Origin of the sequence: Wolbachia endosymbiont (group A) of Colletes cunicularius, assembly GCF_964264715.1 — a bacterium.
Lineage (GTDB): Bacteria > Pseudomonadota > Alphaproteobacteria > Rickettsiales > Anaplasmataceae > Wolbachia.
Genome location: NZ_OZ183471.1, coordinates 658,792 through 684,980 on the forward strand (window position 1 = coordinate 658,792; position 26,189 = coordinate 684,980).

Below are 26,189 nucleotides of genomic sequence, written 5' to 3' on the forward strand. Positions count from 1 at the left end.
TTTAATTAAGGTAGAATGATGGCAAAGCCATATAGTGAGGACCTGAGGGAACGAGTTTTAAAAGTGGTTGACGAGAAAAAAATGACTATGGAAGAAGTAAGCAAGATGTTCAAAATTGATAGAAAAACTATATACTGGTGGAGGAAAAGAAGAGAAGAAACAGGAAGTATAAAACCGTCTTCAGGCTACCAAAAGGGACATAGTCATAAAATTAAATACTTAGATGGCTTTGTCAAATTTCTGGATGAAAACCGAGATATTACGGTTGAAAAAATAATTGAAAAATTTGGCAACATGTGCAAAGGCACAGTCTACAATTATCTTAAAAAAGTAAACTATACATATAAAAAAAACTTTTCTTTATCAGGAAAGGAATGAAGAGAAACGCAAGGAGTTCATAAAAAAAATAGAAGGAATAGAAAAAGAAAACTTGATATTCATAACGTGAATTCTGGATTAAAGGAGAATAGAAAAGGCAAGAAAACAGGGTAAACTCAGCAGTGATAAAAAAATAGATGAGGTTACCCATGGAAGATATAACAAAACTGTTTTGTTTGGTCGATGATTTTTGCAGAGATATAGAGAAAAATTTTGCAGATAAACTACTGCCAAATGGTAAAAACCCCACAAGAACAACGGAAATTGAGCACTCCGAAATCATGACAATAATCCTGCTATATCAACAATCTCCGTGTAAAACTTTCTATCTACATTACCTAACGTTGCTCTACAAATCAGAGTTTCCAAAGTTACCTTCATATACCAGGTTTGTTGCTCTAAAGCCTAGGGTTTTGTGGCATTTAGCAATGTTGTTGCATTGGCTTTGTGGACAGTCAGAAAACACTGGAATTTCATATATAGACACAACTCCCATTGCAGTTTGTCATGCAAAAAGAATATCCAAAAACAAAGTTTTTGCTGGAATTGCAAAATTAAGCAAGAGCACTTACGGCTGGTTTTTTGGTTTCAAATTACATATGGTAATCAATGAAAATGTTGAAATTCATGCACTTACGCTAACAAAAGGCAATGTTGATGATAGGATACCTGTGCCAAATCTGACGGAAAAATTAATCGGTCTTTTGTTTGGTGACAAAGGTTATATTGCAAAAGAGCTTTTTCAGAAGCTGTTTGACCGAGGTTTGAAACTTGTTACCAAGGTGAAAAAAGGTATGAAAAATACATTGATTTCGTTAAATGAGAAGATTTTACTGAGAAAAAGGTCTATCATTGAGACTGTTTTTGGTTACCTAAAAAATAGACTAGAAATTGAACACACTCGCCATAGATCCCCTGTTAATTTTTTGGTTCATATCTTTTCTACTCTCATTTCCTATTCCATCAAATCCACAAAGCCTTCTATTTCCTATACTTTCTTCCTTCCTTAATCCAGAATTCGCGTTTGTACTTGTTTCTATCATTTTGATCCTAAATTATTTAGCTTACTCACTTTTTACATTTGTGGGTAAAAGTGAGCAGGTGAATATGTTGGAAGATAAAGCAAATGACAGCCAAAAGACTCTATTAATGACTTTGTTTTGGGAGTTTTATGGAATGTAGCATTATCCATAACTATGGTTGTATTACGCTGCAATTGTGGTTCGCTCTAACCATACATTAAATACATCTTTATTACACCCTCCTGTGAAGGTCATTGGTGCAATAAACTTCTTTTCAATCCATCCACCTATTATACTCACTCTTTCCCGCTTTTTTCCTGGAACATCAGCATATATTTTTTCTCCTCTTGGAGCTCATGCATATCCTCGGTATAGTCTATGATCAACTCCTGCTTCATCTATATATAAAATGCTACAGTGGTCTATTTTTGAGACTTTATCGATAAATTGCTGCCTATCTTCTTGATTGCGCTCTTGATAGAATGTGACTTTTTTTAAGGTTATTTTTAGCTGTTTTAACCTATACCAAATTGCACTTATTCCAAAGCCATTTTATACCTTTTTATCCCTTCTGAGGTAACCTTTTTTCAGTTAGCTATAGGTATAAAATAATGGAGTATGTCTCTCCATCATTCAACAGCAATCACAGTATGTTTTTACAAATTTGAAAATTAGTGTTAAATAAAAATATAAATGCAAAAGGAAAAGAAATGATTGAACTTAAAGGCCAAGAAATTTGTGCAGGCGGAAATAAGAAAAATTTGATTATTTTTTTACATGGTTGGGGCTCAAGTGGCGATAATTTCATTTACCTTGCTAAAGTTATGAGCAAGTTTTTACCCGAGTCATATTTTGTAGCACCCAATGCTCCGTTTGAAAGAGAAATAGGTGATGGTTATCAGTGGTTCAGCTTGGAAGATCGTAGTGAGGAAGCGCTATATAATGGAGTAAAAAATGCTACATCAATTGTAAATCATTTCATTGATACAAAATTAAAGGAGCTTAATTTAAAAGATGCGCAACTTTCTTTGGTTGGATTTTCTCAAGGAGCAATGCTTGCAATACATACAGCTCTCACCCGCTCTCAATCATGTGCATCAGTTGTTGCATACTCTGGTAGGTTTCTTTCACCTTCAAAAACTGCACCAGAGATCAAGTCAAAACCTAACATATGTGTTATCCATGGTGATGCTGACGACGTGGTACCTTTTTCGTCTCTCGACTTAGCGGTTAAAGCTCTGAAAGAAAATGGGGTAAATGTTGAAGGGCACCCAATTCATGGATTAGGGCATATTATTAATGAAGAGGGGATAAAATTAGGAGTAGAATTTATCAAGAAGAATTTTAAAAATTAATTTTCATGCACTTGTTTTGCTTTGGTTATGGATATGTGGCTAAATTTTTATCGAAAAAACTGCTGAACTTAGGTTGGAAAGTCAGTGGCACATCAAGAAGTAAAAATATACAAAATGTAATCCTCTTTAATTATGAGAAAGTTAGTCAAGATCTGCTTAAAAGCGCAACGCACGTTTTAATTTCTATTCCTCCAGATGGTGATGATGTTATGGAGAGATATGGTGATTGCCTGCAAAATGTTAAATGGTTTGGTTATTTGTCTGCAACTAGCGTTTATGGTGATTACTCTGGTAATTGGGTGAATGAGGAATCTGAAACAAAACCTATAGAAATCAGAGGAGAAAAGCGCCTTAGATCTGAAAAGAAGTGGCTGAATAGCAAACTGCCTGTACATATTTTTCGTTTAGCTGGAATATACGGTCCTGGTAGGAACGTGTTAATTGACTTGCAGCTTGGCAAAGCAAAAAATGTGAAAAAAGAAGGGCATTTTTTTTCTCGTATTTACGTTGAAGATATATCGAACATTCTATTTTCTTCCATGCGAAACATAAAACCTGGTGAAGTATACAATTGTGCAGATGATTTACCCACTACACAATCTGAAGTGATAATGTATGCAGCCAAACTTCTCAATGTTAGTCCTCCAGAGCCAATTGAGGTTTCTTCCTTACCAGATTATGCACAGAGTTTTTATTTAGGGTCAAAAAAAGTAAGTAATGTTAAAATTAAAAAAGATCTTAATGTCTCTCTAATTTATCCTAACTATAAGGTGGGATTAGAGAGTTTGCACGTAAAAAAACTGAAATCACATTAGAATGAAGTAGATAGACCTATTGTTTAGTTGTATCCGTTCAGCAAAGTGGCAAAATAGGTAGGCGAGATAAACCAAAAAGATAATCATCAAGAAAAAAGTAAGTTTACAACAAATGGTGTCATTCCAGTGCTTGACACTGGAATCCAGCCTTTCCATAATCATCAAAACATTGTACTTTAACGTAAAACAGCTATTTTTATGCTCACCAACTTAATAAAATTCCTGGATCCCAGTGTCTGGGCACTGGGATGAAAAAGGAGAGCAGTGTCAAGCACTGATCACTTTTGCTTCAATATTTGCACATTAGCCATACCTTGAATCAATACGTTTAGTTCTGTAATTGTGTCCGCTCAGACTAATGTTCTCTAGGTGAGATCGTGGAGTATTCGTTGCAGTATTTGGCTGTTCAATTACGCTAGTTGGTATAATACTTCTATTTCTTTCAAAATTTCCATCTCGTATAGCTTCCAGAACGCTTTTTCCTCCTAAAAGGGAATGTTCAAAAAAGTGTGTCAAACCGAAAAAAAAGTAATAAATTGATATAAAAAAATGGAGGTTTGACAATGAGTCAGAAAGTAGTAAACAGAACTAACGGATTGGTAGATTATAAAGAGTTGGAAACAAATATCCTGTCGTCTATACGAGAAGGAAGACCGTTGACAGGAAGGGAGGGAGCATTAACACCATTTATAAAAAAGCTGCTGGAGGCAAGTTTGGAAGGTGAAATAGAAAACCACTTATTAGCTGAAAGTGAAGAGAATAATCGAAGAAATGGGAGAAATGGAAAGACTTTACGGACAAGTGCCGGTTCATTTGAACTTTTGACGCCAAGGGATAGAGAAGGAAGTTTTGAGCCGCAAATAGTCAAAAAAAGGCAAACAAGCTTACATCCAGAGCTTGAAACGAAGATTTTGAGCACATTTGCCAGTGGTATGAGCTATAGAGATATAGCGTCACACGTTGAGGAAATTTATGATCACAAAATATCGGCGGCAGAGATATAAAGTATTACCGACAAATTACTGCCTATAATCAATGAATGGCGTAGTCGTCCACTGCAATCAGTATACCCGATAGTATTTATGGATGGGATGTTCTTTAAGGTCAAAGAGAATGGACATTGCGTAAGTAAATGTATGTACAATATATTGGGCATAGACCAAAATGGCAGAAAAGAAGTCCTGGGCTTTTATTTGGCTGAAAGTGAAGGAGCTAACTTTTGGTTGGGAGTGCTAAATGACCTCAAAGAAAGAGGAGTAGAAGATATTCTGATTGCATGTGTAGATGGGCTAAAAAGCTTTCCTGCAGCTATAAATAGTGCGTTTCCTAAAGCAGAAGTACAGCTATGTATAGTGCATCAGATAAGAAATTCACTAAAATATGTATCCAGCAAAGATGTGAAAGTTTTCATGAATGATTTGAAAAAAATATATCGTGCTACAAGTAAAGAAATTGCTGAAAATTACTTACTTGAGCTGGAAGAAAAATGGGGAGAAAAGTATCCTTTAGTTATAAAATCGTGGCAGAACAATTGGGAAAATTTATCTGGTTATTTCAAGTATTCTAGCCCAGTTAGAAGGCTAATTTACACCACAAATCCAATTGAGGGGCTGCACAGACAGATCAGAAAATTCACTAAAACCAAGGGCTCATTTACCAGCACAAATGCCTTGTATAAACAGGTATATTGTGCTATAAAGAAGGTAGAGCAAAAATGGACTATGGCTCTGCCTAATTGGGCTTTAACTATGTCTCAACTTGATATTTTCTTTCCAGATAGATTGAAAATTGAGTTGAACTAAAAATGCGGTTTGACACACTTTTTTGAACATTCCCGAGGTCTGCTGCCAATAAAGCCTAAACTTACCAAATACATTTCTGTAGATTCAGATCTACTTGACTTTGGTTTAAAATATTTTACTGTTTTAAACATTTTTTTTAGCTCGTGACAAAAATCTTTATCAGATTCTCCTTGGAAAATTTTTACTACAAACGTGCCACCATGACTCAAGAAATGCTTTGCAAAATTGAGCGCTGCCTCACATGAAAGCATAATTCTGATATGATCCAACGATTTTAAACCACAAGATTCGGGCGCCATGTCAGATAAAATTACATCAAATTTTTGATCCTTGAATTTTTCTCTTAAAGTTTCAAGCCCATTGATAATATCACATTGTATAAACTCTACTCCATTAATTGCGTTCATTGGTTTCATGTCAAGAGCAACTACATTTGCACCTTTCTGAGACGCGACTTGTGACCATCCACCAGGAGAAGCACCAAGATCAATAATTTTTTGCCCTTCTTGGAATAATTTAAATTTATTATCCATTTCTACCAGCTTATATGCTGAGCGTGACCTATAACCATCCTTGCTAGTTTTTCGCACATACTGATCATTCAAATGACGATGTAGCCACCTTGTTGAAGATAGTTTTCTGCCTCTAGCCGTCTTTACTCTAGTTTTTATTGCTAATACCCTACTTATTATTAATTATATCTTTGAGCTCTTTTTCAACTACTTCTTTTACCAGTGCATGTAGATATTTATTCAGCCATTCTGAGAGCTGAGGTTTTAAAAGAGATGTAACTAATTCTTCAACAGTAAGATTCGCTCTTTTTTGTTGTTTATGCTGCAATTCGTTTTGCATTTTTCCAAGCAGCGCTTTGATCTCTTCCATATTCTCTTTTAAAACTAGATGATCATTATTTTGCGCTTGTAAGCCGCTATTACTCGCTTTGTTATTACTCATTTGGATATTATCGTACAAATAAATATCTTTTTTTTCTTCTGAATTGTAGCTATGGCCATTAAATTGGTTATTGTTGCAAGCCATTTCCTCACTTTGGTCATCATTATCAATGTCCTCTTCTTTACCATTTTCTTTTTTGCCATCTTCTTCCATGTCTTCTGGATACTCTTCCTCAAGGTATAGCACATCATCATTTTCATCCTTTATTTCTGCTTTATCGTTACTTGCGTTTTTACCCGATATAGCTTTTTTTATATCTTCTAGAATATCTTTTACAGATTGATTGTCTTGTTCATCATGCATAGTGCTAATACCATTAAATTTAGAGATTTATACTATTTATTATAAAAAGCAAATTATAAACACTAATCACATAATTGCTTTTTGCTTCAACTAAGTCTGAACGTGCTTTAAATAATGCATCTTCAGTGTCCAAAAGGTCAGATGTACTCTTTAAACTTAAGTTTACCTCTTGCTCAACTCCTTCAAATGCTAAAGCTGCTGCTTTTTCCGCTTCTTGACTTGCTTTAATAATGGCTTTTGCTGTTAGCACATTATTCCAAGCATTTACAACTGCTTGTTCTATATTTTTTACCGTTTCATAATAATCGTAGGTAGATTTTTTTGCATCCATTTTAGCTCTACTGACACCAAAAGCATTCGCTCCTTTTTTAAAGATTGGAACATCAAGAGTAAAAACTATATGAACATTTTCTAATAGCTTGTCTAATTTTACACCATCCTTCCCAAAATTTTTGCTTGCGCTTAGATTTAAAGAAGGAAGCCACTTGGAGCTTTCAGCGATCACTTCCATTCCGGCTGCTCTTTTTTGATAAACTGCTGATTTTAGAGATAAATTATTGGTTTTTGCTAATTGTAAACATTCATTTAGCTCTGGGACAGAAGGTAGTTTATCATTAGCTTCAGAAAGGTCATCAGCATCTTCGCCAATCAAATGATAATAAGCAATATTTGCCAACTTTAATTTACCTTCAGCATCAACTCTTTCGGATATAGAAGACGAAAATTTTGCTTTTGCTAACGAAACTTCAGCATTGGTTACCTCTCCAAGGGAAAAGCGTTTTTTCATAGCTGACAAATGTTCCAAAGAAACGCGTTCTTTATGTTCTCTGAGCTTTAATATTTCTGTCTTTTGTAAAACACCAACATATGCTTTCACAGCATTAAGTGCAACCTCTTGTTTTAATTGCTGAAATCGCATTTTTTCTGCTTTGAGAAGATGACTTGATCGACTGAATGTGGCAAAGGTGCCGCCTCCATCTATTATCCTTTGGCTTAATATCAGGCGTTTTCCAGATAAATTAGATTGACTATAAGGATAAAGATTAAAACTACTATCGAAATTGTATTGCAAATTAATGTCAGGTAAAAACTCAGCTAACCCAGAAGACTTAAGCTGTTTTTCTGCGCTTTTATATTGGTAAAATTGAGACTTTATTTTTGAGCTATTTTTGATCGCTTTGCTTATAACTTCTCCCACATCGGTTGCATAGCAACTTATAGTACCAAAAATGATCGCAAGTGTAATAATCAATCGAAACATTCTACTTCCTGTGCATATTGGTTGCGCAGCTCAATTACTAACATAAATTACTTTAATAATCAATAACTAATATTGTTGACACTATTGAGAAATTAAGTATATAGTAGCTTACTATTGTTTAGTTAAATTACAATGAAAACTTTTTTCTTAAAAGAGAAACAAATCGACAAAAAATGGTTTGTCATAGATGCAGAAGGATTAGTGGTAGGAAGGCTTGCAGCATTTGTAGCGACGCTATTGCGTGGAAAGCATAAACCTGAGTATACACCTCATATGGATTGTGGCGATAATGTAATTATTATCAACGCAGAAAAGGTGCATTTTACCGGGAAGAAGCTTAAAGATAAAATTTACTATAAGCATACAGGGTATTCTGGTGGTTTGAAGAAAACTACTCCAGATAATATTTTAAATGGCAAATTTCCTGAGCGTGTAATAAAAATGGCAGTGAAAAGGATGCTTGATGATGGCCCTATGGCGCGTAGACGCTTTGAAAATTTGTATGTTTATTCTGGTTCAGAGCATAAGCATCAAGGGCAGCAACCTGAAAAGATAGATTTTGCCTCTTTGAATCGTAAAAATAAAAAGTAATGGAGTAAAAATGAAGAGTTCTACAATAAATAATAATGATTGGTCAGAAAAGACAATTAAATCAGCAGTTGATTCGCTTGGTCGTTTATATGCTACAGGCCGAAGAAAAGAATCTGCAGCAAGAGTATGGATAAAGCCGGGAAGTGGAAAATTTAGTGTTAACAAAAAAGGCGATCTAATTTCTTATTTTAAAAGAGAGTCAGTGTGCCAAATAGTGAAAATGCCATTTGTAGCAACTTCTACGTTAGACAAATATGATGTATTTGCAACTGTAAAAGGTGGAGGGCTATCTGGTCAAGCAGGTGCTCTAGCTCATGGAATAAGCAGAGCTTTAAGTAGTGTAAGCCAAGATTTGCATTCTATATTACGTAATGGTGAGTTCTTAACTAGAGATTCGCGTGTTGTTGAACGTAAGAAATATGGTCAACATAAAGCTCGGAAAAAGTGTCAATTTTCTAAGAGATAGTTATTTCATAGTGGTGTTTTTTTGTAAGTATTATACAAATATTTGCAAAAGTGTATGATATCCTCTATTTTTGTGATGAATTTAGTTGACTATCGGTGTCAACATAATATGCTATTTGTGTGATTTTTTCAATATTAAGGTAATTTATGAGTAAAGAAGATATAATAAAAAAATTAAAGGAAGATTGTTCTGGTCAGAATATAGATATAACAAAATCTGATTTGAGCAAGATTCATGATGCGTTTATTAAAATAATAAAGGATGAGCTGCATGGGAAAGGTGAAATACGTTTGCATGGAATAGGAACATTTTCTACTGCTATAAGTCAGGAGAAACAATGTCGTAACCCCCAAAATGGTGAGATCATGACTGTTCCTGAAAAGACAAGGGTAAAATTTAAAGCAAGCCAAACTCTTTTAAGTATTTTAAATGAGAAGGAAAAAGCAGCAGTTAGTTAGACATTATCATTTTCATTGTTTTTACTACGCTGTGTAAGCCATAAAATACAGCTTCGCTAATTAAATAGTGGCCTATGTTGAGAGCTGAGATGTGAGGTATTCTTGTCATCTTCTTAGCGTGTTTATAAGTTATGCCATGTCCTGCGTGGCATTCTATTCCTAATTTATTGACGTACTCTGCAGCATTAGTAATTAACTGTAACTTTTTCTCTGATGGATTATCACAGCAATCCCCTGTGTGAATTTCTATTATGTCAGGTTTTATCTCTAGCTTCTCAAGATATTTTAGTTGATTAGTATTTGGATCGATAAACAGTGAGACTTTTATGCTAGAGCTATGCATTTCCTCTATTATATTAGAAAGTTTACTGTGCATATTCACGATATCCAGGCCACCTTCGGTTGTTAATTCTTCTCTTTTTTCTGGTACTATACTAATCGAATAGGGTTTTACCTTTTTTGCTATTTCAAGCATTTCTTCCGTGGCTGCAATTTCAAGATTTAGCTCAGTGCTAATGCTTTTTTTTAGGTTAAATACATCTTCATCTCTAATATGCCTTCTATCTTCTCGTAAGTGTACAGTAATAAAGTCTGCTCCAGCGTCAATGGCTATTTCTGCTGCTTTCAATGGATCTGGGTAGGAAGTTCCGCGTGCGTTGCGGAGGGTTGCAACGTGATCAATATTAACACCTAGTTTCACAATCTACCTCAAAAATTATTTATGGATTATACATGTTATTAGGTCTTTTGCATAGTCATTGTTTGATTAGCAATACCATAGCCGAGAGAAGGGGCTGGCGAAATTTGTCAAGATGGCCTAGCATCACGCGCTGGAATGACATTTGGGAGTATGTTATCCGTTTGTCACTTCTAAATGATAAGAGCCTCAATGAATTTATTAGTTTATTACATGTCTCTTTTCATGTATAAATCTATAGAAAGTTTTATACGGAAGTTGTTTTATGAGCAAAATTATAGAAATCAGAGCGCCAAAAACTCTTGGTGGTGAGTCAGTTACGGAAGGTATAGTAAAAATAAAGAAAAATATTGGAGAAGCAGTAAAAGTAGATGACTTGATCTTTGAAATTGAGACTGACAAAACAGCACTCGAATTAACTGCAGAAGCTTCAGGGCAAATAACTGAATTTCTTGTAAAGGAAGATGATGTGATAAGTCCTGATCAATTGTTAGCGAAGCTTTCTGTGGGAGAAGTAAAAGAGGAAGCGAGAAAAGAAGATAAAAGCGAAAGTTCTGCTAAAAAAGATGCTCCATCAGCTCGCAAAATTATGGAAGAAAATGCAATTAATGCAGAAAGTGTCAAAGGAACTGGCATGGGAGATAGAATAACAAAAGCAGATGTGATAGGCCATATAAACAAAGCAGAACAGCCTGCAATAAAACAATATGAATTGCCAAAAAGTGTAGTAAGTGGAGAGCAAAGAGAGGAACGAGTAAAAATGAGCAAAATAAGACAAGTAATTGCTGCTCGTTTGAAGGCATCGCAAAATACTGCTGCAATACTGACCACATTCAATGAAATTGACATGAAAAATGTCATGGATCTAAGAGCAAAATATAAGGACACTTTTGAAAAAAAATATGGAATAAAACTTGGTTTGATGTCGTCTTTTATAAAGGCAGCGGTGCAAGCACTGAAAGAGATCCCTGAAATTAACGCTGAAATCTCAGGCGATGAGATCATATATAAACATTACTATGACATAGGTGTTGCTGTTGGCACCGATAAAGGTCTTGTTGTACCAGTTGTTCGGAATGCTGATCAGATGTCATTCGCCGAAATTGAGTTGACTTTAGTTGCTCTTGGCAAAAAAGCTCGCGAAGGTAAATTACAAGTATCAGAAATGGAAGGTGCAACATTTACCATCTCAAACGGTGGAGTATACGGCTCGCTCCTTTCCACTCCGATAATAAATCCTCCACAATCTGGAATACTTGGAATGCATTCAATACAAAATAGACCAGTTGCCGTGGGCAATTCAATTGAGATCAGACCTATGATGTACATTGCCCTCTCTTACGACCACAGAATAGTTGATGGCAAAGGAGCAGTAACTTTCCTTGTTAAAATAAAAAATTATATAGAAGATCCAAATAGGTTAGTTTTGGAAGTGTGATTCAAGTGAGTGATTATTAATCTAGTATTGCTAAAAGCCTAAATATCATCTAGCTCTGCCAGCAGTTTAGCAACTTTAGAATGATCAGGGCCATAATGCTTCTCAAAAATAGGTAAAGCCCGTTCAAGCAACTCCCTTTTTTTCTCGTGGTCATCTAAAGCACCATAAGCAATACCTAATTCTATAGCTAACCGAAGTAAGATTTCCCCGAGAGCTGAAAGACAAAATCAATAGCCGAATTAATATTGGGCCAAAAGCTTGGCAGCACTTTTCTTATGGCATGCTTAATGGCAAACCAGAACTTCTCAATCGGATTTAAATCCGGTGAGTATGGCGGCAAGAACAAAATTTTACACCCAACATTTTCTATCAAATTTTTCGTTCTTGCAGATTTATGAAAGCTTGCATTATCGAGAACAATAGTCTGTCCAGGTTTTAATATAGGAACAAGTATATTTTCTACATAAGCATCAAAAATCTCGCTGTTGCAGTAGCCCTCAATTACCCAGGAAGCTTTAACTTTTCCCTCATTTAGTGCTCCTATTATGCTTACCCTCTTTCTTTTAAACCCTGGTTTATCGGCAAATAACCTCTTGCCTTTTTGAGACCACCCATATTCATAAAATCTGTTGTCTTCTACTCCAGAGTCATCTATGAATATCAAGTTTTCTTTTTCTATTCCTTCTATTTTTTTTATGAACTCCTTGCGTTTCTCTTCATTCCTTTCCTGATAAAGAAAAGTTTTTTTTATATGTATAGTTTACTTTTTTAAGATAATTGTAGACTGTGTCTTTGCACATGTTGCCAAATTTTTCAATTATTTTTTCAACCGTAATATCTCGGTTTTCATCCAGAAATTTGACAAAGCCATCTATAGCTAACCGAAATAAGGTTTCCTCAAAGGAGTGTAAAAAGGTATAATACTGCTTTAATTAAGGTAGAATGATGGCAAGCCATATAGTGAGGACCTGAGGGAACGAGTTTTAAAAGTGGTTGACGAGAAAAAAATGACTATGGAAGAAGTAAGCAAGATGTTCAAAATTGATAGAAAAACTATATACTGGTGGAGGAAAAGAAGAGAAGAAACAGGAAGTATAAAACCGTCTTCAGGCTACCAAAAGGGACATAGTCATAAAATTAAATACTTAGATGGCTTTGTCAAATTTCTGGATGAAAACCGAGATATTACGGTTGAAAAAATAATTGAAAAATTTGGCAACATGTGCAAAGACACAGTCTACAATTATCTTAAAAAAGTAAACTATACATATAAAAAAAACTTTTCTTTATCAGGAAAGGAATGAAGAGAAACGCAAGGAGTTCATAAAAAAAATAGAAGGAATAGAAAAAGAAAACTTGATATTCATAGATGACTCTGGAGTAGAAGACAACAGATTTTATGAATATGGGTGGTCTCAAAAAGGCAAGAGGTTATTTGCCGATAAACCAGGGTTTAAAAGAAAGAGGGTAAGCATAATAGGAGCACTAAATGAGGGAAAAGTTAAAGCTTCCTGGGTAATTGAGGGCTACTGCAACAGCGAGATTTTTGATGCTTATGTAGAAAATATACTTGTTCCTATATTAAAACCTGGACAGACTATTGTTCTCGATAATGCAAGCTTTCATAAATCTGCAAGAACGAAAAATTTGATAGAAAATGTTGGGTGTAAAATTTTGTTCTTGCCGCCATACTCACCGGATTTAAATCCGATTGAGAAGTTCTGGTTTGCCATTAAGCATGCCATAAGAAAAGTGCTGCCAAGCTTTTGGCCCAATATTAATTCGGCTATTGATTTTGTCTTTCAGCTCTCGGGGAAATCTTACTTCGGTTAGCTATAGCGTTGTTTTTTGATGCATTCATCACAAAGTTACTAAACTTTACTTCTAAAACTGTTGTTCTTTGAGGTTTGTTATCGCAAGCAGGAATACTCACTTGTATTTCTCCTTGGCAAGACATGCGATTCATCAAATCCCACAATCTTTCACCACCTTTTTCAGAATAAGTCGACTTCTTGTTTACTGTTCTGTTTTGATTTCCTCTTACTACAAAAAGAGATTGATTAGTGGAAGCAACTTCAAATAAATCATAAATATCTGCTTCTCTATCACAAACGGTAACTACCTTAACATCCTTTAATCCAGGATGTTTAGTAGAGTCTTTAAGTGATGCTATCCACCGTATGCTTTCTTTCTCTTCTATGGGAAGAGCAGTATTATGGCTTCTTCTTTTCAACTCCTTTAGAGCCTGTCTTCAAACTCAAGAATGAGCTAATTTGTGAAGCATAATAGTGATCATATTAAAGAAGATGTTGTTTTTTGAAGTGAGAGGAGAATGCTAATAATCCTTAGAGCCTGTCTTCAAACTAAGTAGAAAGGAGTTAAGAAGTGTGTTATAAGATATATTTTAAATGTACCCAAGCGATATAAGTGACAAAGAATGGAAGATAATAGAGCTATATTTTGAACCTAAAAAGACCGGTAGACCAAGAAAACATAGTATTAGAACAATTATTAACGCAATCCGCTATATGATGAGAACAGGATGTCAATGGAGACAACTGCCTAAAGATTTTCCACCATGGAAAACAGTGTATAGTTGTAATTAGCGATTGAAAAAAAGTGGAATATGGCAAGAGATTCATGATTTTCTAGTTAAAAAAGTAAGAGAGATAATTGGTAAGAATGAAACTCCATCAGTGGGAATAATAGATAGCCAATCAGTAAAAACTACTCAAAAAGGGGATCCAGAGGATATGATGCTGGCAAGAAAGTAAAGGGTAGAAAGCGCCACATCGTTGTAGATACTGTAGGTCTTGTAATTGCTGCTGAAGTACAAAGTGCAAGCATTCAGGATCTTGATGGTGCACTAAATCTTTTTGTTCAAGCCAAATGCAAAGCTCCAACATTACATAAGTTTTTTGCTGATCAAGGATACACAGGTAAATTGCAAAACCTCTGCTTATTGGAAACTGGATGTTTATTGACGATTACCAAGAAAATAGTTGATACAGGATTTCAGGTTATTCCCAAACGTTGGATTGTTGAGAGAACCTTTGCTTGGCTCTCCAATTTTAGACGTATGAGTAAGGATTATGAGCATTCTCCTCTCACTTCAAAAAATAACATCTTCTTTAATATGATCACTATTATGCTTCACAAATTAGCTCATTCTTGAGTTTGAAGACAGGCTCTAAGAGATTTTGATAATATTTAACCCACTCGCTTTTCTATTTTCCATATCGCGATGAGCTTGAATTATTTCATCAAATTTATATTTTTTATTGATCCGTACAGTTAAAAGTTTTTTTCTTATCATCTCGAAGATTTCCATTGTGGTAAGCACTAATGTGAATCTATCATGCTTATAATGGTATATTGAGGTTCCAGTTGCAAATAACGAACGTGAACTAAGTAAAGAAAAACTAATAGGAGCGTTACCTGATATCTGCCCATAGGAAACGTGTATGCCGAACCTGCCTAAAGATTCAAAAGAAAGCTTGCTTGTAGCGTAACCTATAGGGTCATACACTGCACCTACTCCTCTGTTTTGCGTAATCTCCATAACTTTAGAAACGAAGTCTTTATCATTGTAGTTTATTGCGTATGTGCAGCCACTTTGTAAAGCTATCTTCATTTTTTCATCAGAGCTTACAGAACCTATCACTACACCTTTTTTATCCTTTGCCCATTGGCATATTATTTGTCCTAAACCACCATTAGCCCCATGAACTAGCACGAAAGCACCAGGCCTAACTTTATAAGATTGATTAACTAAATAGTGAGCTGTCATACCTTTAAACAGCACTGCAGCAGCAACTTCGTCAGATATGTCATCTGGAATTTTTATCAGATATTTCTGGTGTATAATGCGCTTTTCACAACATGCCCCTGGAGGAGCTGTGCAATATCCAACTCTGTCTCCAACTTTGAATCCATCACTGATTTTTTTACCAAGTTTTTCAATAACCCCAACTGCTTCCACTCCAAGCACCGATGGTAAATTTTTAATTTTGCGTGTACCTTTTCTGTGCTCTAAATCATAACGATTTAAGCCGATAGTTGTATGACGTATTAAGACTTCCTCGCCTTTTGGCTCACCTATATTCTTATCTACAAATTCTAATACTTCTGGTCCCCCAGTTTTTTTTATTTGTATAGCTCTAACCATGATGAATGTGAGATAAAAACTTTAATTATGTTATCTAACAATTAATATTTTGCAAAGTTATTGTTTTCACAATCAATAGACTTCTTGCATTACCTCCTGTCATTCCAGCGCGTGACGCTGGAATCCAGATTTTTTTATATAATCAAGTCATAAGATGGCAAAAAGTCAACCTTATCTGTATGAGCTATACATTTTTTCTGGATCCCAGTGTCAGCTACTCGGATGACACCCTATTGATTACTTGAAATGACATGGTTTGCAAACCATACGCGTCAAGTTAAGGGAAAGTAGCATAAGGAAAAAGAAAAGTGGTAAAGATTATTTTAGATATTAAGTAATAAAGCTAGTAATTTATAGACTCTTCTAAAAGAATTATCTTATTTTAGATCAAAATTTCCCAAAAAATAAATGTAACAAACAAGATACCCACTTTAAATGGTGCTATATTGGGCCTTAACTTGACGCGTATGGTTTGCAAACATTCTGTTACTTAAGCTTAAAAAACGTGTATGATAGCGTTATTTCACTTAAATCTTTTGTATTACTATCAAGCATTATCTCAGGATCTATATAGAAAGATACGGGCATAGCTGCTTTTTGTTTTGGTAGCAACATTTGTTCTTCAAAACAAAAGCATGCAACTTTATTAAAATACTTACCTGCTTTGAAAGGCGTAACGTTATATACTGCCATACCAAATGAAGGATGATCAGATAGATTTTTTGCGTAATAAAATGCTAAACTTTGTTCTCCTATGTTTACGTCAACGTAGTTAGTTTCTGATTTAAATTCCCAAGGTAGATCGGACATTATATCAGCATTGAAGTGGACCCTGATTTTTTGGCCAGTTGCACTTATTGTTGCATTAGTTACTTTTCTTGTTGTGCCACCATATCCGGTAGCTTTACAAAAAATACTGTATAGTGGCACAGATGCATATGTAAGACATATCATCGACACAACTAAAGATACTAAAAAGAAAACTATAGAATTCTTGTTATTCTTCCTTAAAAAGGAGAACATTTAGTCCCTGTTATTAAGTAACCTGAGTAGATTGAGAAATATGTTAATAAAGTTAAAATAAAGATCAGTTGCACCCAGTATTGCCAATTTAGTAGTAGCGACTTCTGATCCGTCGTTATATTTATAATAAACGTCCTTGATTCTTTGAGCATCATACGCAGTCATTAAGGTAAAGACTATTACTGATATGAACGATATTGCAAAGTAGAGAGGACTACTTCCAAGGAATAAATTTACTATGGATGCTATAATTATCCCCAAGACTCCCATAATCAAGAAAGAGCCCATACTTGTAAGATCTCTTTTTGTGGTATTACCATATAAAGCCATAGAGCCAAACATAATTGATGTAATGAAAAACGCTCTTGCTATATTTTCTGCAGTATAAACTATAAAAATATAAGATAAGGAAAGCCCCATTAACACTGAGAACGAGGAAAATATAGTAACGGCAGACTGAGCACTTAGGTGTTGAATTCTATACCGCATATAGATCACCAATGCAGCTGGAGAGAATATTATCACAAGCGACAGAACAGGATTAGAATGAATTACCTGAAAAAGACCAGAAAATACCGTTAGAAACGCAACAAGCCCTGTAACGCCTAAAGCTAAAGCCATGTAGTTATATACTTTAGTTAGGTAACTTCTGAGTCCAGCGCTATAATAAACGCCCTGAGAGCGGATATCCTGTTCATTTCTCATGTAAGACATAAATATAACTCCTTTTGTCCATTATTTAACGCATTATAATATAAAACCACATTTTTATCAAGTATTTTTATTATAAACAGCTATGCGCTGGCATTTGTTTTAATATAAATAGAATATAGGCCTATTGCTGCTGCATTTGAAACATTTAAACTGTTAATTGCATTTGACATTGGTATTTTTAAAAGATAATCACAATTTTCTTTAACTAACCTCCGCATTCCTTTCTCTTCAGAACCAAAAATAATTACTCTTTTTTTCTCAAAGCTCTTTATTTCATCTATATTTTCTTTAGCATTGCAATTAAACCCGTAACACCAGTAGCCGACCTTTTTTAAATACTGCATAGTTTTTACTATATTTGTAACGTACATTAGCGGAACAATATCCAATGCTCCACTTGCTGCTTTTGCAATAGATGCATTTTCGCCAGGTGAATGATTATGTGGTAAAACCAATGCGTTGACATTAAAACAAGCTGAAGTTCTTAAAATTGATCCAATATTGTGCGTGTCAGTGACTTGATCTAAAATGACTATAGTAGAGCTGTCGTTTGAGCTTTCAGCTACTTCTTCGATGCTTAAGTTATAAAGAATAGGGGCAACATTTAAAGCAATTCCTTGATGGTTAGCACCTTTAGATAAAACGTCATTAAGTATTTTGTTTTCTACTAATCGAACTTTAATGCCCTTACTATTTACACATTGCCTAATTTCTTTTTCATGTTCTCTATAGAAATTTTCTGTTACTAACAGTTCTATACACCGCCTATTTTTATTCTTCAGTGCTGACATGCAGGTGTGCTTTCCATACAGCCAAAAATTCTCATTAGTTTTTGACGATTTCATCGTATTATCGAAAATCGGGTTTTTATAGAATAAGCAACATTTTACTATGTTTGGATATTGTTGTAAAATTATACAATTCGATTAATGCGTTTATGTCAGACGATGAGTTGGATTGGCAAAAAAATGTTAAGCCAATAGAATGTGGAAAAGTTACTTTGAAAGTTGATCATAAAGTAAATATAAAGTCTATGGTTGATAAAGGTACCTCCGACTTACAAAGGAATTTTCTTAATACCAATAATGGTAACTCATCATTTTGTCTTGACCAAAACACAAAATTAAAAGTTGATAGGGGTAAATATTTTATAAGCGATAAGCTCGATTTGCACGGCTATAGTATAGAGGATGCTTACTGTAAATTGATAGATTTTATTATCAAAAATTATCGAGCAGGAAATAGATGTTTATTGGTAATTACGGGATACGGCAGTGCAACAAATAAAACAGACACTATAAAGAATAACTTAAATAAGTGGTTAAATGATACTAAAATCCAGCATATGGTTCTATACTACCAGCAAGCTACGAAAAAACATGGTGGTAAAGGGGCTTTTTATGTTTTATTAAAAAGGCTTAGGCCCTATTAGCTGCTTAAGTTTCCTTTTAAGCCTTAATTTTTCTTATATAGCCATATAAAAACCAGTGTTCGGCAGCGCGTTACGCACAATTGTACAAACATTGTAGCCGTTATTCAAGTAGCCCGCAGAAACGAAAAAACTTGCTTGACAAACTCCGCCAGCCCCCTTATCATGCTTACTATTACCCACAAGTATAGAATGAATGAGCAAGTCTCCATCCTTCTGCTAAATCAAAGAGACGTTTCCATCCCTTCCACAAAGCTATAGGGCCTGGTTCTAAGTCATTTTTGCGAGCTAAAAACCCTCCTAACTTGGCCACCCACCTCACAATTTCTCTTATAGGTGGTGGAGTCTCAGGATAGTTTTTTGTCTTAAGCATTTTGGTATATAAAACCTTCCATTCGTCATCAGTCAGTATGACAGTGCAAGAAAGATTCGGATTTGTTCTAGCTACCAATGTGATAAAAAATATTCTCCATGCAATTATACTCATAATTGTAAGAAAGCGGATCAATCTATCTGCTGTTTGGAGCCTACATTCTTCAACTTTAAGACCGGATTTCAAAATTTTATGAAAAACCTCTATTCTCCATCTTAAGCAATACCATTGTATTTTTTCTACTGCTTCTTCAAAATTATTAATATTTATATTTGTTAACAAAATCCAGTTCATGGGCTCTTCGCCAAATGGGGGATATTTTTCTATAACATAGACAGCATTTAAATTTAAATTAGGAAGTTTTTGCGTTTTACGTCTAGCGTTGTTTTTTGATGCATTCATCACAAAGTTACTAAACTTTACTTCTAAAACTGTTGTTCTTTGAGGTTTGTTATCGCAAGCAGGAATACTCACTTGTATTTCTCCTTGGCAAGACATGCGATTCATCAAATCCCACAATCTTTCACCACCTTTTTCAGAATAAGTCGACTTCTTGTTTACTGTTCTGTTTTGATTTCCTCTTACTACAAAAAGAGATTGATTAGTGGAAGCAACTTCAAATAAATCATAAATATCTGCTTCTCTATCACAAACGGTAACTACCTTAACATCCTTTAATCCAGGATGTTTAGTAGAGTCTTTAAGTGATGCTATCCACCGTATGCTTTCTTTCTCTTCTATGGGAAGAGCAGTATTATGGCTTCTTCTTTTCAACTCCTTTAGGTCTTCAGCTAAGGGAGGTCTAGTACTAATTTTTTGATCCAATAATCCTATAGGTAGTCCTTCTGTTGTAACTGCAAACGTTGTATGCATCACTAATCCATGGGTTTTAAAATTAGTTGTTTTAGATGTTAATCTTGCTGCTATAATCCCTAATCCTTCGGTCTTTTTATGATTTTTATATGAAATATAACTCGTGTCCTGGATAGCTAAGATAGTTGAGTATTCTTTAGCTCTTTCAATATTTTTAATTATATGACTGTCTAATATCTTTCTTTCAGAAATGGCATCTTTTTGGAAAAATCTATAAGCTGCTTTACTTTGATGCCAATCTTCACAAGCTTGATTTATTGAACACTCAGGCGATTCAGCAAAACTATTAACTATTTTTAGAAGCCTTTTACTTAATCTTATATCACCAAAATTAACAATTCCAAATTCACTTTCTGCCCATTCGCCAGTTGAGGTATTTATAACGCGAATTCTGGATTAAGGGAGGAAGAAAGTATAGGAAATAGAAGGCTTTATGGATTTGATGGAATAGGAAATGAGAGTAGAAAAGATATGAACCAAAAAATTAACAGGGGATCTATGGCGAGTGTGTTCAATTTCTAGTCTATTTTTTAGAGCCTGTCTTCAAACTCAAGAATGAGCTAATTTGTGAAGCATAATAGTGATCATATTAAAGAAGATGTTATTTTTTGAAGTGAGAGGAGAATGCTCATAATCCTTACTCATACGTCTAAAATTGGAGAGCCAAGCAAAGGTTCTCTCAACAATCCAACGTTTGGGAATAACCTGAAATCCTGTATCAACTATTTTCTTGGTAATCGTCAATAAACATCCAGTTTCCAATAAGCAGAGGTTTTGCAATTTACCTGTGTATCCTTGATCAGCAAAAAACTTATGTAATGTTGGAGCTTTGCATTTGGCTTGAACAAAAAGATTTAGTGCACCATCAAGATCCTGAATGCTTGCACTTTGTACTTCAGCAGCAATTACAAGACCTACAGTATCTACAACGATGTGGCGCTTTCTACCCTTTACTTTCTTGCCAGCATCATATCCTCTGGATCCCCTTTTTGAGTAGTTTTTACTGATTGGCTATCTATTATTCCCACTGATGGAGTTTCATTCTTACCAATTATCTCTCTTACTTTTTTAACTAGAAAATCATGAATCTCTTGCCATATTCCACTTTTTTTCAATCGCTAATTACAACTATACACTGTTTTCCATGGTGGAAAATCTTTAGGCAGTTGTCTCCATTGACATCCTGTTCTCATCATATAGCGGATTGCGTTAATAATTGTTCTAATACTATGTTTTCTTGGTCTACCGGTCTTTTTAGGTTCAAAATATAGCTCTATTATCTTCCATTCTTTGTCACTTATATCGCTTGGGTACATTTAAAATATATCTTATAACACACTTCTTAACTCCTTTCTACTTAGTTTGAAGACAGGCTCTAAGAAAATTTCTGTATAATAATTCTAGAACAGTATTTGAGAGGTTATTATGGTGGCAATTTTAAATGTAACAAAAGGCAAGAATAAAGTTATTACATCTGGGTTAGCTGGAGCTTTATCAGCTTTAATATTTTTAACAGCAATTCACATTGCCGCAAAGATAGCCATTATCATTTCTGCTGCTGTGGTTACTTACTTATTACTTTCGCTGATTCATAAAATAAGAACTAAAAAAGAACAGCCTGATGAAATTACTGGTGTTTCAGAAGATAAAGTTTCAGAAGATTAAAGGGTATAGCAGTGTTGATGAAGGAAAAGATAAAGAAATATCTGCAAAAGAACCAGAAAGAACTGAAGCTGAGCTAGAAGAAGAATTAAAAAATAAAAGAGCACAAGAAGAAATAAAAATGGATTACCTAAACATATGGACCTTGACGATAACTCACTTGCTGGGGCTGATGATACAAGTCAGACTAAATACGCAACGAACTATATGGATTTAATGCGATCCCCTCCTATGCATATGAATGGATGTTACCAAGAAATCAAAGAACCTACCAAGGCTCCGAGGACTTTTTTCAGTGATAACTCAATGAGAATGCCAGAGCGGCTAACTATGGAAGATATTGTTAACCAACGTGGTTAGAGTTTATATCAAACTCTCCATCTCATATTGAGAATCAGATGCAATGCCATACACTCTATTTGGCGGAGCAATTTTGTTCTCTATACCAAAAACTATACCTTCAATTATTGCTGTGAGTACTTTTTCAAGGTTACAGTCTGCTCCAGGAACACGGTGCTCTAGGCGGCATCTTTTGGAATCGTTGCCAAAATAGGGAATTCTTATCGCAGCAGTTCTGTTATTTACTCCCCAACTAATTGTAGTTGGAGTATGAATATCCGGGTACTGAAATCTTAAATATGAATCATCATTTGGAGCAAAGAACAACATATGTTTTTTCATCATTGCACATAATCCACCAATACTATGAATCAAATAATCACTATACTTTTGCTCATTGATATAAAATAAGTTATCGTTATTTGAATTCACTAAATTAACATGCACATTTAATGCACTGCCTGCTCTATCCAAATAGGGCTTTGCTTTAAAAGAAACATTCCCGCCTAGTTTTTGTACTGTTTCAGTAAGTAATTGTTTCGCTAACTCAAAATGCTTAATTAAATTGTCGGAGTTCGTATAACAACCACTTTTTATCTCATATTGATGTGTAGAATTCTCCTTCTCGCAAGAAAATTCAAGAGATGCTATTTTATTTTTGATGCTACTCAGAAATAAATATTCTTTTTCTATTCCTTCAATGTAAAACTCTAGTTCAATACCGAATACAGCATGACAACTCAAATTACTTAATATAATCATAAATTTGCTTCAGTAAATCTATATTAGGTTAGCTATATTTATATGAATACTTTACTTATTTGCCAGTAAATTTAACATCTTATTTATACATAATGTATTACTATTTTTAATAGCATGCTTCTAATCCTCGATACAAGCGACATTTACAAATTTTTCATTTTTTTGAAATAAAAATGATCAATTTTAGTGTTTTTATACCCTTTACAACCCATCAAAAAATCACCATAATTTTTAGTATGTATTAAGTAGTATTAGCTTTTCATTTTGCAGTAAGCTATTGATTATCTTATATTTTTCTAATTGTTGCTTTTTTCTTGGTGTGGTATATGAACTTAACTAGCCCTAAGGTTTCTACTATGTTTTTTGATCAGATTATTACAGTAAAGGATCACAATGTTACTTGGGAAAAAATCCAAAATTGTCTTTATAATCTTTATGGAGAAGCAACATATAACAGCTGGCTGAGTTCGCTAAAATTTGTCAGTAGCAGAAATGGGGAAGTTCTTTTATCCGTGTCAACAAGGTTTATAAAAGAGTGGATTACAGTTCATTACATGAAAAAAATATTATCATTATGGCAAAGCGAAGATAAAAGCATACGTTCTATTGATATTCAAGTAATTGAGGAAAGGAATTCAAATTTTAATGTTATACTAAAAAACAGAGAGGAAAGTAATCATAATCTTGGTTCGCCGCTGGATCCAAGGTTCACCTTTGATAATTTTGTAGTGGGAAAGCCAAATGAATTAGCATTTACGGCGGCAAAGCGTGTGGCAGAATCTATAGATCCAATATTAGGCAGCAATCCTTTGTTTCTATATGGTGGAGTGGGACTTGGTAAAACACATCTAATGCATGCTATAGCTTGGCACATAGTCAATTCCCCATCAGAAAAAAGAAAAGTAGTATATTTATCAGCAGAGAAATTCATGTACCAATATATTACAGCGCTGCGAAGCAAAGATATTATGTTATTTAAAGAGCAATTTAGATCAGTAGATGTATTGATGGTAGATGATGTGCAATTTATCAGTGGTAAAGATAGTACACAAGAAGAATTTTTTCACACTTTCAATGCATTGATAGACCAAAATAAGCAATTGGTTATATCAGCTGATAGGTCTCCTAGTGATCTTGATGGAGTAGAAGAAAGAATAAGATCACGACTCGGTTGGGGGTTGGTGGCAGATATTAATAAAACAACTTTTGAATTAAGGCTTGGTATATTGCAGGCAAAAGTGGAGCAGATGAATATGTATGTTCCGAAAGATGTCCTAGAGTTTTTAGCAAGGAACATAAAATCTAATATAAGAGAATTAGAAGGAGCATTAAATAAGGTTACCCATACCTCATTAATTGGAAGAAGTATGACGGTAGAATCAGCTAGTGAAACCCTAATCGATCTTCTTAGGTCAAATCATAGGTCAATCACAATAGAAGAAATACAAAAAAAAGTAGCTGAATTTTTCAATATAAAGGTTGCAGATATGCAATCCAATAGAAGGCTTCGCAGTCTTGCAAGGCCAAGACAAATAGCTATGTATTTTGCCAAAAAATTTACGCAAAAAAGCCTACCAGATATTGGGAGAAACTTTGGTGGCAGAGACCATGCTACCGTTATACATGCAGTAAAACAAGTAGAAAATTTTATAAAGACCGACTCAAAATTTGCTGATGAAATCAATCGATTAAAAAAAATGTTTAAGTAGCGTTGTTAAAATAGCTAATAACAAGTCCTAAAATGAATCGACTATGGTTTTAATCCGTTTAAGTTTAAAATCTTCTGTTAGCTTCGCAGAATACATTTCCTTATTGTGTTGATTATAGAAGGTAAATTTGTGATCATCTAAGTTTAGTATTGCAAAGCCAAAACCGAAAAAGTTTCTAACCTCGTGTGCTAAGTAGTTTCTACCATTTGAATAGTCAAATTCTACATTTTGATAAACAGGCTCTTGATCTTGAGCGTGTAATAATGCACCACCGTTTCCAACTATAATCTGGTCTGGAACATTATCCATTAATAAAATCTGGGCTGTATGAATGTGGCCAGAAACTATGGTAGTGACATTGCTTGGAAATTTATCTCCAAAAGCTTCAATTTGTGTAAGATTACTATGGCTTTTTAATGTCAAAAATTCTTTTTTTGGAGATCTCCAAAGCGGTTTATGAGTTAAAAACCACGTGGGCTTATCTTGTATCAATTTATCAAATTGCCTTTCAAAAGCATCAATTGTGCTTTGGGTTGTAAAAATATCCTCACCGGATGAAGAGTCGAAGATAAAAAATTTCATCGGTCCAGCATCTAAGGACCAACTAGAAACGAAGTTTCCACATTTTTCAGACGAAAAGGGGTATGAATCTAGATACCTGAACCATCCTTCATAAGCTCTATTACAACTCTCATGGTTTCCACGAACAAAAAGGAAAGGGGATTGTAATGAAATATCCTTTGCAGGCTCAAACCAATCAGCGTACCAAGCTTTTTTATTATATCCATAAATATCGCCACACTTTTTTGTATTTCTACATTTTGTTTGTCTATAATGATAATCACCAACATGGATAATTAAATCTGGTTTATGAAGGGCGATTGAATCTAAATTTTTTTTTAAAGGCCAGCTATCTACCGAATTACATTCCTGCTGAAATAACATATTTATTCTACAACCCGTGTCACCAATAAAAGCAATTTTATTAACCTTTTCTGGTAATATAGGAACTCGTAGATCCTCAATACTAATGTTTTTGGCACTTGTTTGTACTGTCAGTTCACAAACTGTTTCGTTATGATCACCATTGTTAATTGAGCTGCGATTCAGCATTTCTATTTCCTCGCCATCGACATAAACAATGGGACACATGTCATTGTCTGTAATTGCACGTATGCTTAATTTATTTTCTGGAATAACTTGAGACCATGTGTATAATATTTGTGCATGGACAGAATGAAAGCTGGTTATAAGAGATAGAGCTAAAAAAATAAAGATATTAGCTACATTCATTTGTATAAAAACCTAAGTTAAAAATTAGTAGTAAGGTTGTCTTAAATGATTAAAATTTATAATCACAAAATTCATAATCAAATCATACAAGTAATTTCTAAATTATTCTAGTATCAGATTGACACTCTAGATGAAAAATTCTAAAATGATTAAATAATTTAAAATAATTATATAAGAACTAGAATATAGTGCGGCCGTGGTGGAATTGGTAGACACGCAGCGTTGAGGTCGCTGTGGCTCATAAGGCCTTGGAAGTTCAAGTCTTCTCGGCCGCACCAGTTTTTTCATAGCTGCTTAATATGGG

34 protein-coding genes, 1 tRNA gene and 3 pseudogenes are annotated in these 26,189 nt (G+C 34.4%); 19 read left to right on the forward strand and 19 right to left on the reverse strand.

Going from position 1 to position 26,189, the window contains the following annotated elements:
• Window positions 1–15 precede the first annotated feature (15 nt).
• Both ACFELZ_RS03855 and ACFELZ_RS03860 read left to right on the forward strand, forming a co-directional pair.
• Complete coding sequence (locus ACFELZ_RS03855; RefSeq protein WP_375315796.1) at window positions 16–378, forward strand: helix-turn-helix domain-containing protein; 363 nt, start codon at window positions 16–18, stop codon at window positions 376–378.
• A 149-nt stretch (window positions 379–527) separates the two neighbouring features.
• A complete protein-coding gene (locus ACFELZ_RS03860) occupies window positions 528–1,388 on the forward strand; it encodes an IS982 family transposase (RefSeq protein ID WP_375315786.1) in 861 nt (286 codons plus the stop codon).
• Window positions 1,389–1,453: 65 nt separating this feature from the next.
• Here ACFELZ_RS03860 and ACFELZ_RS03865 read toward each other — a convergent pair whose 3' ends face one another.
• Entirely contained in the window at window positions 1,454–1,570 is a 117-nt protein-coding gene (locus tag ACFELZ_RS03865; RefSeq protein WP_375316648.1) for a transposase, read from the reverse strand.
• Between the two features lie 540 nt (window positions 1,571–2,110).
• Between ACFELZ_RS03865 and ACFELZ_RS03870 the strand changes: the two genes are divergently transcribed.
• The 3 genes and pseudogenes from ACFELZ_RS03870 to ACFELZ_RS03880 all read left to right on the forward strand — a co-directional run bounded on the left by ACFELZ_RS03870 (window position 2,111) and on the right by ACFELZ_RS03880 (window position 5,372).
• Complete coding sequence (locus ACFELZ_RS03870) at window positions 2,111–2,755, forward strand: alpha/beta hydrolase (protein ID WP_375316652.1); 645 nt, start codon at window positions 2,111–2,113, stop codon at window positions 2,753–2,755.
• A gap of 5 nt (window positions 2,756–2,760) precedes the next feature.
• Window positions 2,761–3,570, forward strand: coding sequence for an SDR family oxidoreductase (locus ACFELZ_RS03875; protein ID WP_375316547.1), 810 nt, complete (start codon window positions 2,761–2,763; stop codon window positions 3,568–3,570).
• A 563-nt stretch (window positions 3,571–4,133) separates the two neighbouring features.
• Window positions 4,134–5,372: pseudogene (locus ACFELZ_RS03880) on the forward strand (IS256 family transposase).
• Here ACFELZ_RS03880 and ACFELZ_RS03885 read toward each other — a convergent pair.
• The 3 genes from ACFELZ_RS03885 to ACFELZ_RS03895 all read right to left on the reverse strand — a co-directional run bounded on the left by ACFELZ_RS03885 (window position 5,369) and on the right by ACFELZ_RS03895 (window position 7,890).
• Window positions 5,369–5,977 (reverse strand): RlmE family RNA methyltransferase, encoded by a 609-nt coding sequence (locus ACFELZ_RS03885; RefSeq protein ID WP_375316548.1) that lies wholly within the window; start codon window positions 5,975–5,977, stop codon window positions 5,369–5,371. The pseudogene ACFELZ_RS03880 and the gene ACFELZ_RS03885 sit on opposite strands and share 4 nt — an antisense overlap.
• Before the next feature lie 76 nt (window positions 5,978–6,053).
• Window positions 6,054–6,629, reverse strand: coding sequence for a PopZ family protein (locus ACFELZ_RS03890; RefSeq protein WP_375316549.1), 576 nt, complete (start codon window positions 6,627–6,629; stop codon window positions 6,054–6,056).
• Window positions 6,630–6,648: 19 nt separating this feature from the next.
• Window positions 6,649–7,890, reverse strand: coding sequence for a TolC family protein (locus tag ACFELZ_RS03895; RefSeq protein ID WP_375316550.1), 1,242 nt, complete (start codon window positions 7,888–7,890; stop codon window positions 6,649–6,651).
• A gap of 132 nt (window positions 7,891–8,022) precedes the next feature.
• On the opposite strand from ACFELZ_RS03895, the gene rplM reads away from it, so the two are divergent.
• The 3 genes from rplM (at window position 8,023) to ACFELZ_RS03910 (ending at window position 9,405) form a co-directional block, all read left to right on the forward strand.
• On the forward strand, window positions 8,023–8,481 hold the full coding sequence (rplM, locus tag ACFELZ_RS03900; protein WP_253309391.1) for a 50S ribosomal protein L13: 459 nt from the start codon (window positions 8,023–8,025) through the stop codon (window positions 8,479–8,481).
• Between the two features lie 10 nt (window positions 8,482–8,491).
• The gene (gene rpsI / locus ACFELZ_RS03905; protein ID WP_264732271.1) at window positions 8,492–8,947 is read left to right on the forward strand and encodes a 30S ribosomal protein S9; all 456 of its coding nucleotides are present in this window, start codon (window positions 8,492–8,494) and stop codon (window positions 8,945–8,947) included.
• 146 nt (window positions 8,948–9,093) lie between these two features.
• Window positions 9,094–9,405: an HU family DNA-binding protein gene (locus ACFELZ_RS03910; protein WP_375316551.1), complete on the forward strand. Its 312-nt coding sequence runs from the start codon at window positions 9,094–9,096 to the stop codon at window positions 9,403–9,405.
• Here ACFELZ_RS03910 and ACFELZ_RS03915 read toward each other — a convergent pair.
• A complete protein-coding gene (locus ACFELZ_RS03915; RefSeq protein ID WP_375316552.1) occupies window positions 9,398–10,105 on the reverse strand; it encodes a pyridoxine 5'-phosphate synthase in 708 nt (235 codons plus the stop codon). The two genes, ACFELZ_RS03910 and ACFELZ_RS03915, sit on opposite strands and share 8 nt — an antisense overlap.
• Before the next feature lie 262 nt (window positions 10,106–10,367).
• On the opposite strand from ACFELZ_RS03915, the gene odhB reads away from it, so the two are divergent.
• Window positions 10,368–11,540, forward strand: a complete 1,173-nt coding sequence (gene odhB / locus ACFELZ_RS03920) for a 2-oxoglutarate dehydrogenase complex dihydrolipoyllysine-residue succinyltransferase (RefSeq protein WP_375316553.1) — start codon at window positions 10,368–10,370, stop codon at window positions 11,538–11,540.
• A gap of 38 nt (window positions 11,541–11,578) precedes the next feature.
• Here the strand turns inward: odhB and ACFELZ_RS03925 are convergent, their stop codons facing one another.
• On the reverse strand, window positions 11,579–11,743 hold the full coding sequence (locus tag ACFELZ_RS03925) for a tetratricopeptide repeat protein (protein WP_375316653.1): 165 nt from the start codon (window positions 11,741–11,743) through the stop codon (window positions 11,579–11,581).
• Entirely contained in the window at window positions 11,728–12,297 is a 570-nt protein-coding gene (locus ACFELZ_RS03930) for an IS630 family transposase (RefSeq protein ID WP_375316618.1), read from the reverse strand. Before ACFELZ_RS03930 ends, ACFELZ_RS03925 begins: the two co-directional genes overlap by 16 nt.
• 232 nt (window positions 12,298–12,529) lie before the next feature.
• Here ACFELZ_RS03930 and ACFELZ_RS03935 point away from each other — a divergent pair, with 232 nt between their 5' ends.
• Together ACFELZ_RS03935 and ACFELZ_RS03940 are read left to right on the forward strand one after the other, a co-directional pair.
• Entirely contained in the window at window positions 12,530–12,844 is a 315-nt protein-coding gene (locus tag ACFELZ_RS03935) for an IS630 transposase-related protein (RefSeq protein WP_375316331.1), read from the forward strand.
• 19 nt (window positions 12,845–12,863) lie between these two features.
• Window positions 12,864–13,373 carry an IS630 family transposase gene (locus ACFELZ_RS03940; protein ID WP_375316654.1) on the forward strand — a complete coding sequence of 170 codons (510 nt, stop codon included), beginning with the start codon at window positions 12,864–12,866 and terminating at the stop codon, window positions 13,371–13,373.
• Between the two features lie 7 nt (window positions 13,374–13,380).
• On the opposite strand, the pseudogene ACFELZ_RS03945 reads toward ACFELZ_RS03940, so the two are convergent.
• Window positions 13,381–13,788, reverse strand: a pseudogene (locus tag ACFELZ_RS03945) (IS4 family transposase); the annotation flags it as partial.
• Window positions 13,789–13,948: 160 nt separating this feature from the next.
• Here ACFELZ_RS03945 and ACFELZ_RS03950 point away from each other — a divergent pair.
• The 3 genes from ACFELZ_RS03950 to ACFELZ_RS03960 are packed head-to-tail and all read left to right on the forward strand — an operon-like array spanning window position 13,949 to window position 14,715.
• A complete protein-coding gene (locus ACFELZ_RS03950) occupies window positions 13,949–14,146 on the forward strand; it encodes a transposase (protein ID WP_375315805.1) in 198 nt (65 codons plus the stop codon).
• 3 nt (window positions 14,147–14,149) lie between these two features.
• Window positions 14,150–14,314, forward strand: coding sequence for a hypothetical protein (locus tag ACFELZ_RS03955; RefSeq protein WP_375315781.1), 165 nt, complete (start codon window positions 14,150–14,152; stop codon window positions 14,312–14,314).
• A 17-nt stretch (window positions 14,315–14,331) separates the two neighbouring features.
• Window positions 14,332–14,715, forward strand: a complete 384-nt coding sequence (locus ACFELZ_RS03960) for a transposase (RefSeq protein WP_375316621.1) — start codon at window positions 14,332–14,334, stop codon at window positions 14,713–14,715.
• Window positions 14,716–14,730: 15 nt separating this feature from the next.
• On the opposite strand, the gene ACFELZ_RS03965 is transcribed toward ACFELZ_RS03960, so the two are convergent.
• The 4 genes from ACFELZ_RS03965 to rlmB form a co-directional block, all read right to left on the reverse strand.
• Entirely contained in the window at window positions 14,731–15,708 is a 978-nt protein-coding gene (locus tag ACFELZ_RS03965) for a quinone oxidoreductase family protein (RefSeq protein WP_375316412.1), read from the reverse strand.
• A gap of 486 nt (window positions 15,709–16,194) precedes the next feature.
• Window positions 16,195–16,731 (reverse strand): cytochrome c oxidase assembly protein, encoded by a 537-nt coding sequence (locus ACFELZ_RS03970; RefSeq protein ID WP_375316411.1) that lies wholly within the window; start codon window positions 16,729–16,731, stop codon window positions 16,195–16,197.
• Entirely contained in the window at window positions 16,732–17,445 is a 714-nt protein-coding gene (locus ACFELZ_RS03975) for a Bax inhibitor-1/YccA family protein (protein WP_375316410.1), read from the reverse strand.
• An 80-nt stretch (window positions 17,446–17,525) separates the two neighbouring features.
• The gene (gene rlmB / locus ACFELZ_RS03980) at window positions 17,526–18,290 is read right to left on the reverse strand and encodes a 23S rRNA (guanosine(2251)-2'-O)-methyltransferase RlmB (RefSeq protein WP_375316409.1); all 765 of its coding nucleotides are present in this window, start codon (window positions 18,288–18,290) and stop codon (window positions 17,526–17,528) included.
• Between the two features lie 92 nt (window positions 18,291–18,382).
• Between rlmB and ACFELZ_RS03985 the strand changes: the two genes are divergently transcribed.
• Window positions 18,383–18,877: a Smr/MutS family protein gene (locus ACFELZ_RS03985; RefSeq protein WP_375316630.1), complete on the forward strand. Its 495-nt coding sequence runs from the start codon at window positions 18,383–18,385 to the stop codon at window positions 18,875–18,877.
• 172 nt (window positions 18,878–19,049) lie between these two features.
• Here ACFELZ_RS03985 and ACFELZ_RS03990 read toward each other — a convergent pair whose 3' ends face one another.
• From ACFELZ_RS03990 to ACFELZ_RS04010, 5 genes and pseudogenes are all read right to left on the reverse strand, one after another.
• Window positions 19,050–20,510: an IS4 family transposase gene (locus ACFELZ_RS03990; RefSeq protein WP_375316629.1), complete on the reverse strand. Its 1,461-nt coding sequence runs from the start codon at window positions 20,508–20,510 to the stop codon at window positions 19,050–19,052.
• Window positions 20,511–20,516: 6 nt separating this feature from the next.
• Window positions 20,517–20,657, reverse strand: a pseudogene (locus ACFELZ_RS03995) (IS982 family transposase); the annotation flags it as partial.
• Window positions 20,658–20,669: 12 nt separating this feature from the next.
• Window positions 20,670–21,128 carry a transposase gene (locus ACFELZ_RS04000; RefSeq protein WP_375316627.1) on the reverse strand — a complete coding sequence of 153 codons (459 nt, stop codon included), beginning with the start codon at window positions 21,126–21,128 and terminating at the stop codon, window positions 20,670–20,672.
• Window positions 21,071–21,235: a hypothetical protein gene (locus tag ACFELZ_RS04005; protein ID WP_375315781.1), complete on the reverse strand. Its 165-nt coding sequence runs from the start codon at window positions 21,233–21,235 to the stop codon at window positions 21,071–21,073. The genes ACFELZ_RS04000 and ACFELZ_RS04005 overlap by 58 nt, the downstream gene beginning before the upstream one ends.
• A gap of 3 nt (window positions 21,236–21,238) precedes the next feature.
• Window positions 21,239–21,436, reverse strand: coding sequence for a transposase (locus ACFELZ_RS04010; protein WP_375315805.1), 198 nt, complete (start codon window positions 21,434–21,436; stop codon window positions 21,239–21,241).
• Between the two features lie 109 nt (window positions 21,437–21,545).
• Here ACFELZ_RS04010 and ACFELZ_RS04015 point away from each other — a divergent pair, with 109 nt between their 5' ends.
• Together ACFELZ_RS04015 and ACFELZ_RS04020 are read left to right on the forward strand one after the other, a co-directional pair.
• On the forward strand, window positions 21,546–21,785 hold the full coding sequence (locus ACFELZ_RS04015) for a hypothetical protein (protein ID WP_375316554.1): 240 nt from the start codon (window positions 21,546–21,548) through the stop codon (window positions 21,783–21,785).
• On the forward strand, window positions 21,754–21,999 hold the full coding sequence (locus tag ACFELZ_RS04020) for a hypothetical protein (protein WP_375316555.1): 246 nt from the start codon (window positions 21,754–21,756) through the stop codon (window positions 21,997–21,999). Before ACFELZ_RS04015 ends, ACFELZ_RS04020 begins: the two co-directional genes overlap by 32 nt.
• 146 nt (window positions 22,000–22,145) lie before the next feature.
• Here the strand turns inward: ACFELZ_RS04020 and ACFELZ_RS04025 are convergent, their stop codons facing one another.
• Window positions 22,146–22,883, reverse strand: a complete 738-nt coding sequence (locus tag ACFELZ_RS04025) for a glutamine synthetase (RefSeq protein WP_375316556.1) — start codon at window positions 22,881–22,883, stop codon at window positions 22,146–22,148.
• 326 nt (window positions 22,884–23,209) lie between these two features.
• On the opposite strand from ACFELZ_RS04025, the gene dnaA reads away from it, so the two are divergent.
• Window positions 23,210–24,592 carry a chromosomal replication initiator protein DnaA gene (dnaA, locus tag ACFELZ_RS04030; protein ID WP_375316655.1) on the forward strand — a complete coding sequence of 461 codons (1,383 nt, stop codon included), beginning with the start codon at window positions 23,210–23,212 and terminating at the stop codon, window positions 24,590–24,592.
• A gap of 27 nt (window positions 24,593–24,619) precedes the next feature.
• Here dnaA and ACFELZ_RS04035 read toward each other — a convergent pair whose 3' ends face one another.
• Window positions 24,620–25,885: a metallophosphoesterase family protein gene (locus tag ACFELZ_RS04035; RefSeq protein WP_375316557.1), complete on the reverse strand. Its 1,266-nt coding sequence runs from the start codon at window positions 25,883–25,885 to the stop codon at window positions 24,620–24,622.
• Window positions 25,886–26,075: 190 nt separating this feature from the next.
• Here ACFELZ_RS04035 and ACFELZ_RS04040 point away from each other — a divergent pair.
• Window positions 26,076–26,163 (forward strand) — tRNA-Leu (locus ACFELZ_RS04040).
• Window positions 26,164–26,189 lie beyond the last annotated feature (26 nt).

Coding starts and splice junctions, on each gene's coding strand:
- ACFELZ_RS03855 (WP_375315796.1), top strand. CDS start 16: ATGATGGCAAAGCCATATAGTGAGGACCTGAGGGAACGAGTTTTAAAA.
- ACFELZ_RS03860 (WP_375315786.1), top strand. CDS start 528: ATGGAAGATATAACAAAACTGTTTTGTTTGGTCGATGATTTTTGCAGA.
- ACFELZ_RS03865 (WP_375316648.1), bottom strand. CDS start 1,570: ATGGATAATGCTACATTCCATAAAACTCCCAAAACAAAGTCATTAATA.
- ACFELZ_RS03870 (WP_375316652.1), top strand. CDS start 2,111: ATGATTGAACTTAAAGGCCAAGAAATTTGTGCAGGCGGAAATAAGAAA.
- ACFELZ_RS03875 (WP_375316547.1), top strand. CDS start 2,761: ATGCACTTGTTTTGCTTTGGTTATGGATATGTGGCTAAATTTTTATCG.
- ACFELZ_RS03890 (WP_375316549.1), bottom strand. CDS start 6,629: ATGCATGATGAACAAGACAATCAATCTGTAAAAGATATTCTAGAAGAT.
- ACFELZ_RS03895 (WP_375316550.1), bottom strand. CDS start 7,890: ATGTTTCGATTGATTATTACACTTGCGATCATTTTTGGTACTATAAGT.
- rplM (WP_253309391.1), top strand. CDS start 8,023: ATGAAAACTTTTTTCTTAAAAGAGAAACAAATCGACAAAAAATGGTTT.
- rpsI (WP_264732271.1), top strand. CDS start 8,492: ATGAAGAGTTCTACAATAAATAATAATGATTGGTCAGAAAAGACAATT.
- ACFELZ_RS03910 (WP_375316551.1), top strand. CDS start 9,094: ATGAGTAAAGAAGATATAATAAAAAAATTAAAGGAAGATTGTTCTGGT.
- odhB (WP_375316553.1), top strand. CDS start 10,368: ATGAGCAAAATTATAGAAATCAGAGCGCCAAAAACTCTTGGTGGTGAG.
- ACFELZ_RS03950 (WP_375315805.1), top strand. CDS start 13,949: ATGTACCCAAGCGATATAAGTGACAAAGAATGGAAGATAATAGAGCTA.
- ACFELZ_RS03965 (WP_375316412.1), bottom strand. CDS start 15,708: ATGGTTAGAGCTATACAAATAAAAAAAACTGGGGGACCAGAAGTATTA.
- ACFELZ_RS03970 (WP_375316411.1), bottom strand. CDS start 16,731: ATGTTCTCCTTTTTAAGGAAGAATAACAAGAATTCTATAGTTTTCTTT.
- ACFELZ_RS03975 (WP_375316410.1), bottom strand. CDS start 17,445: ATGTCTTACATGAGAAATGAACAGGATATCCGCTCTCAGGGCGTTTAT.
- rlmB (WP_375316409.1), bottom strand. CDS start 18,290: ATGAAATCGTCAAAAACTAATGAGAATTTTTGGCTGTATGGAAAGCAC.
- ACFELZ_RS03985 (WP_375316630.1), top strand. CDS start 18,383: ATGTCAGACGATGAGTTGGATTGGCAAAAAAATGTTAAGCCAATAGAA.
- ACFELZ_RS04010 (WP_375315805.1), bottom strand. CDS start 21,436: ATGTACCCAAGCGATATAAGTGACAAAGAATGGAAGATAATAGAGCTA.
- ACFELZ_RS04015 (WP_375316554.1), top strand. CDS start 21,546: ATGGTGGCAATTTTAAATGTAACAAAAGGCAAGAATAAAGTTATTACA.
- ACFELZ_RS04025 (WP_375316556.1), bottom strand. CDS start 22,883: ATGATTATATTAAGTAATTTGAGTTGTCATGCTGTATTCGGTATTGAA.
- dnaA (WP_375316655.1), top strand. CDS start 23,210: ATGAACTTAACTAGCCCTAAGGTTTCTACTATGTTTTTTGATCAGATT.
- ACFELZ_RS04035 (WP_375316557.1), bottom strand. CDS start 25,885: ATGAATGTAGCTAATATCTTTATTTTTTTAGCTCTATCTCTTATAACC.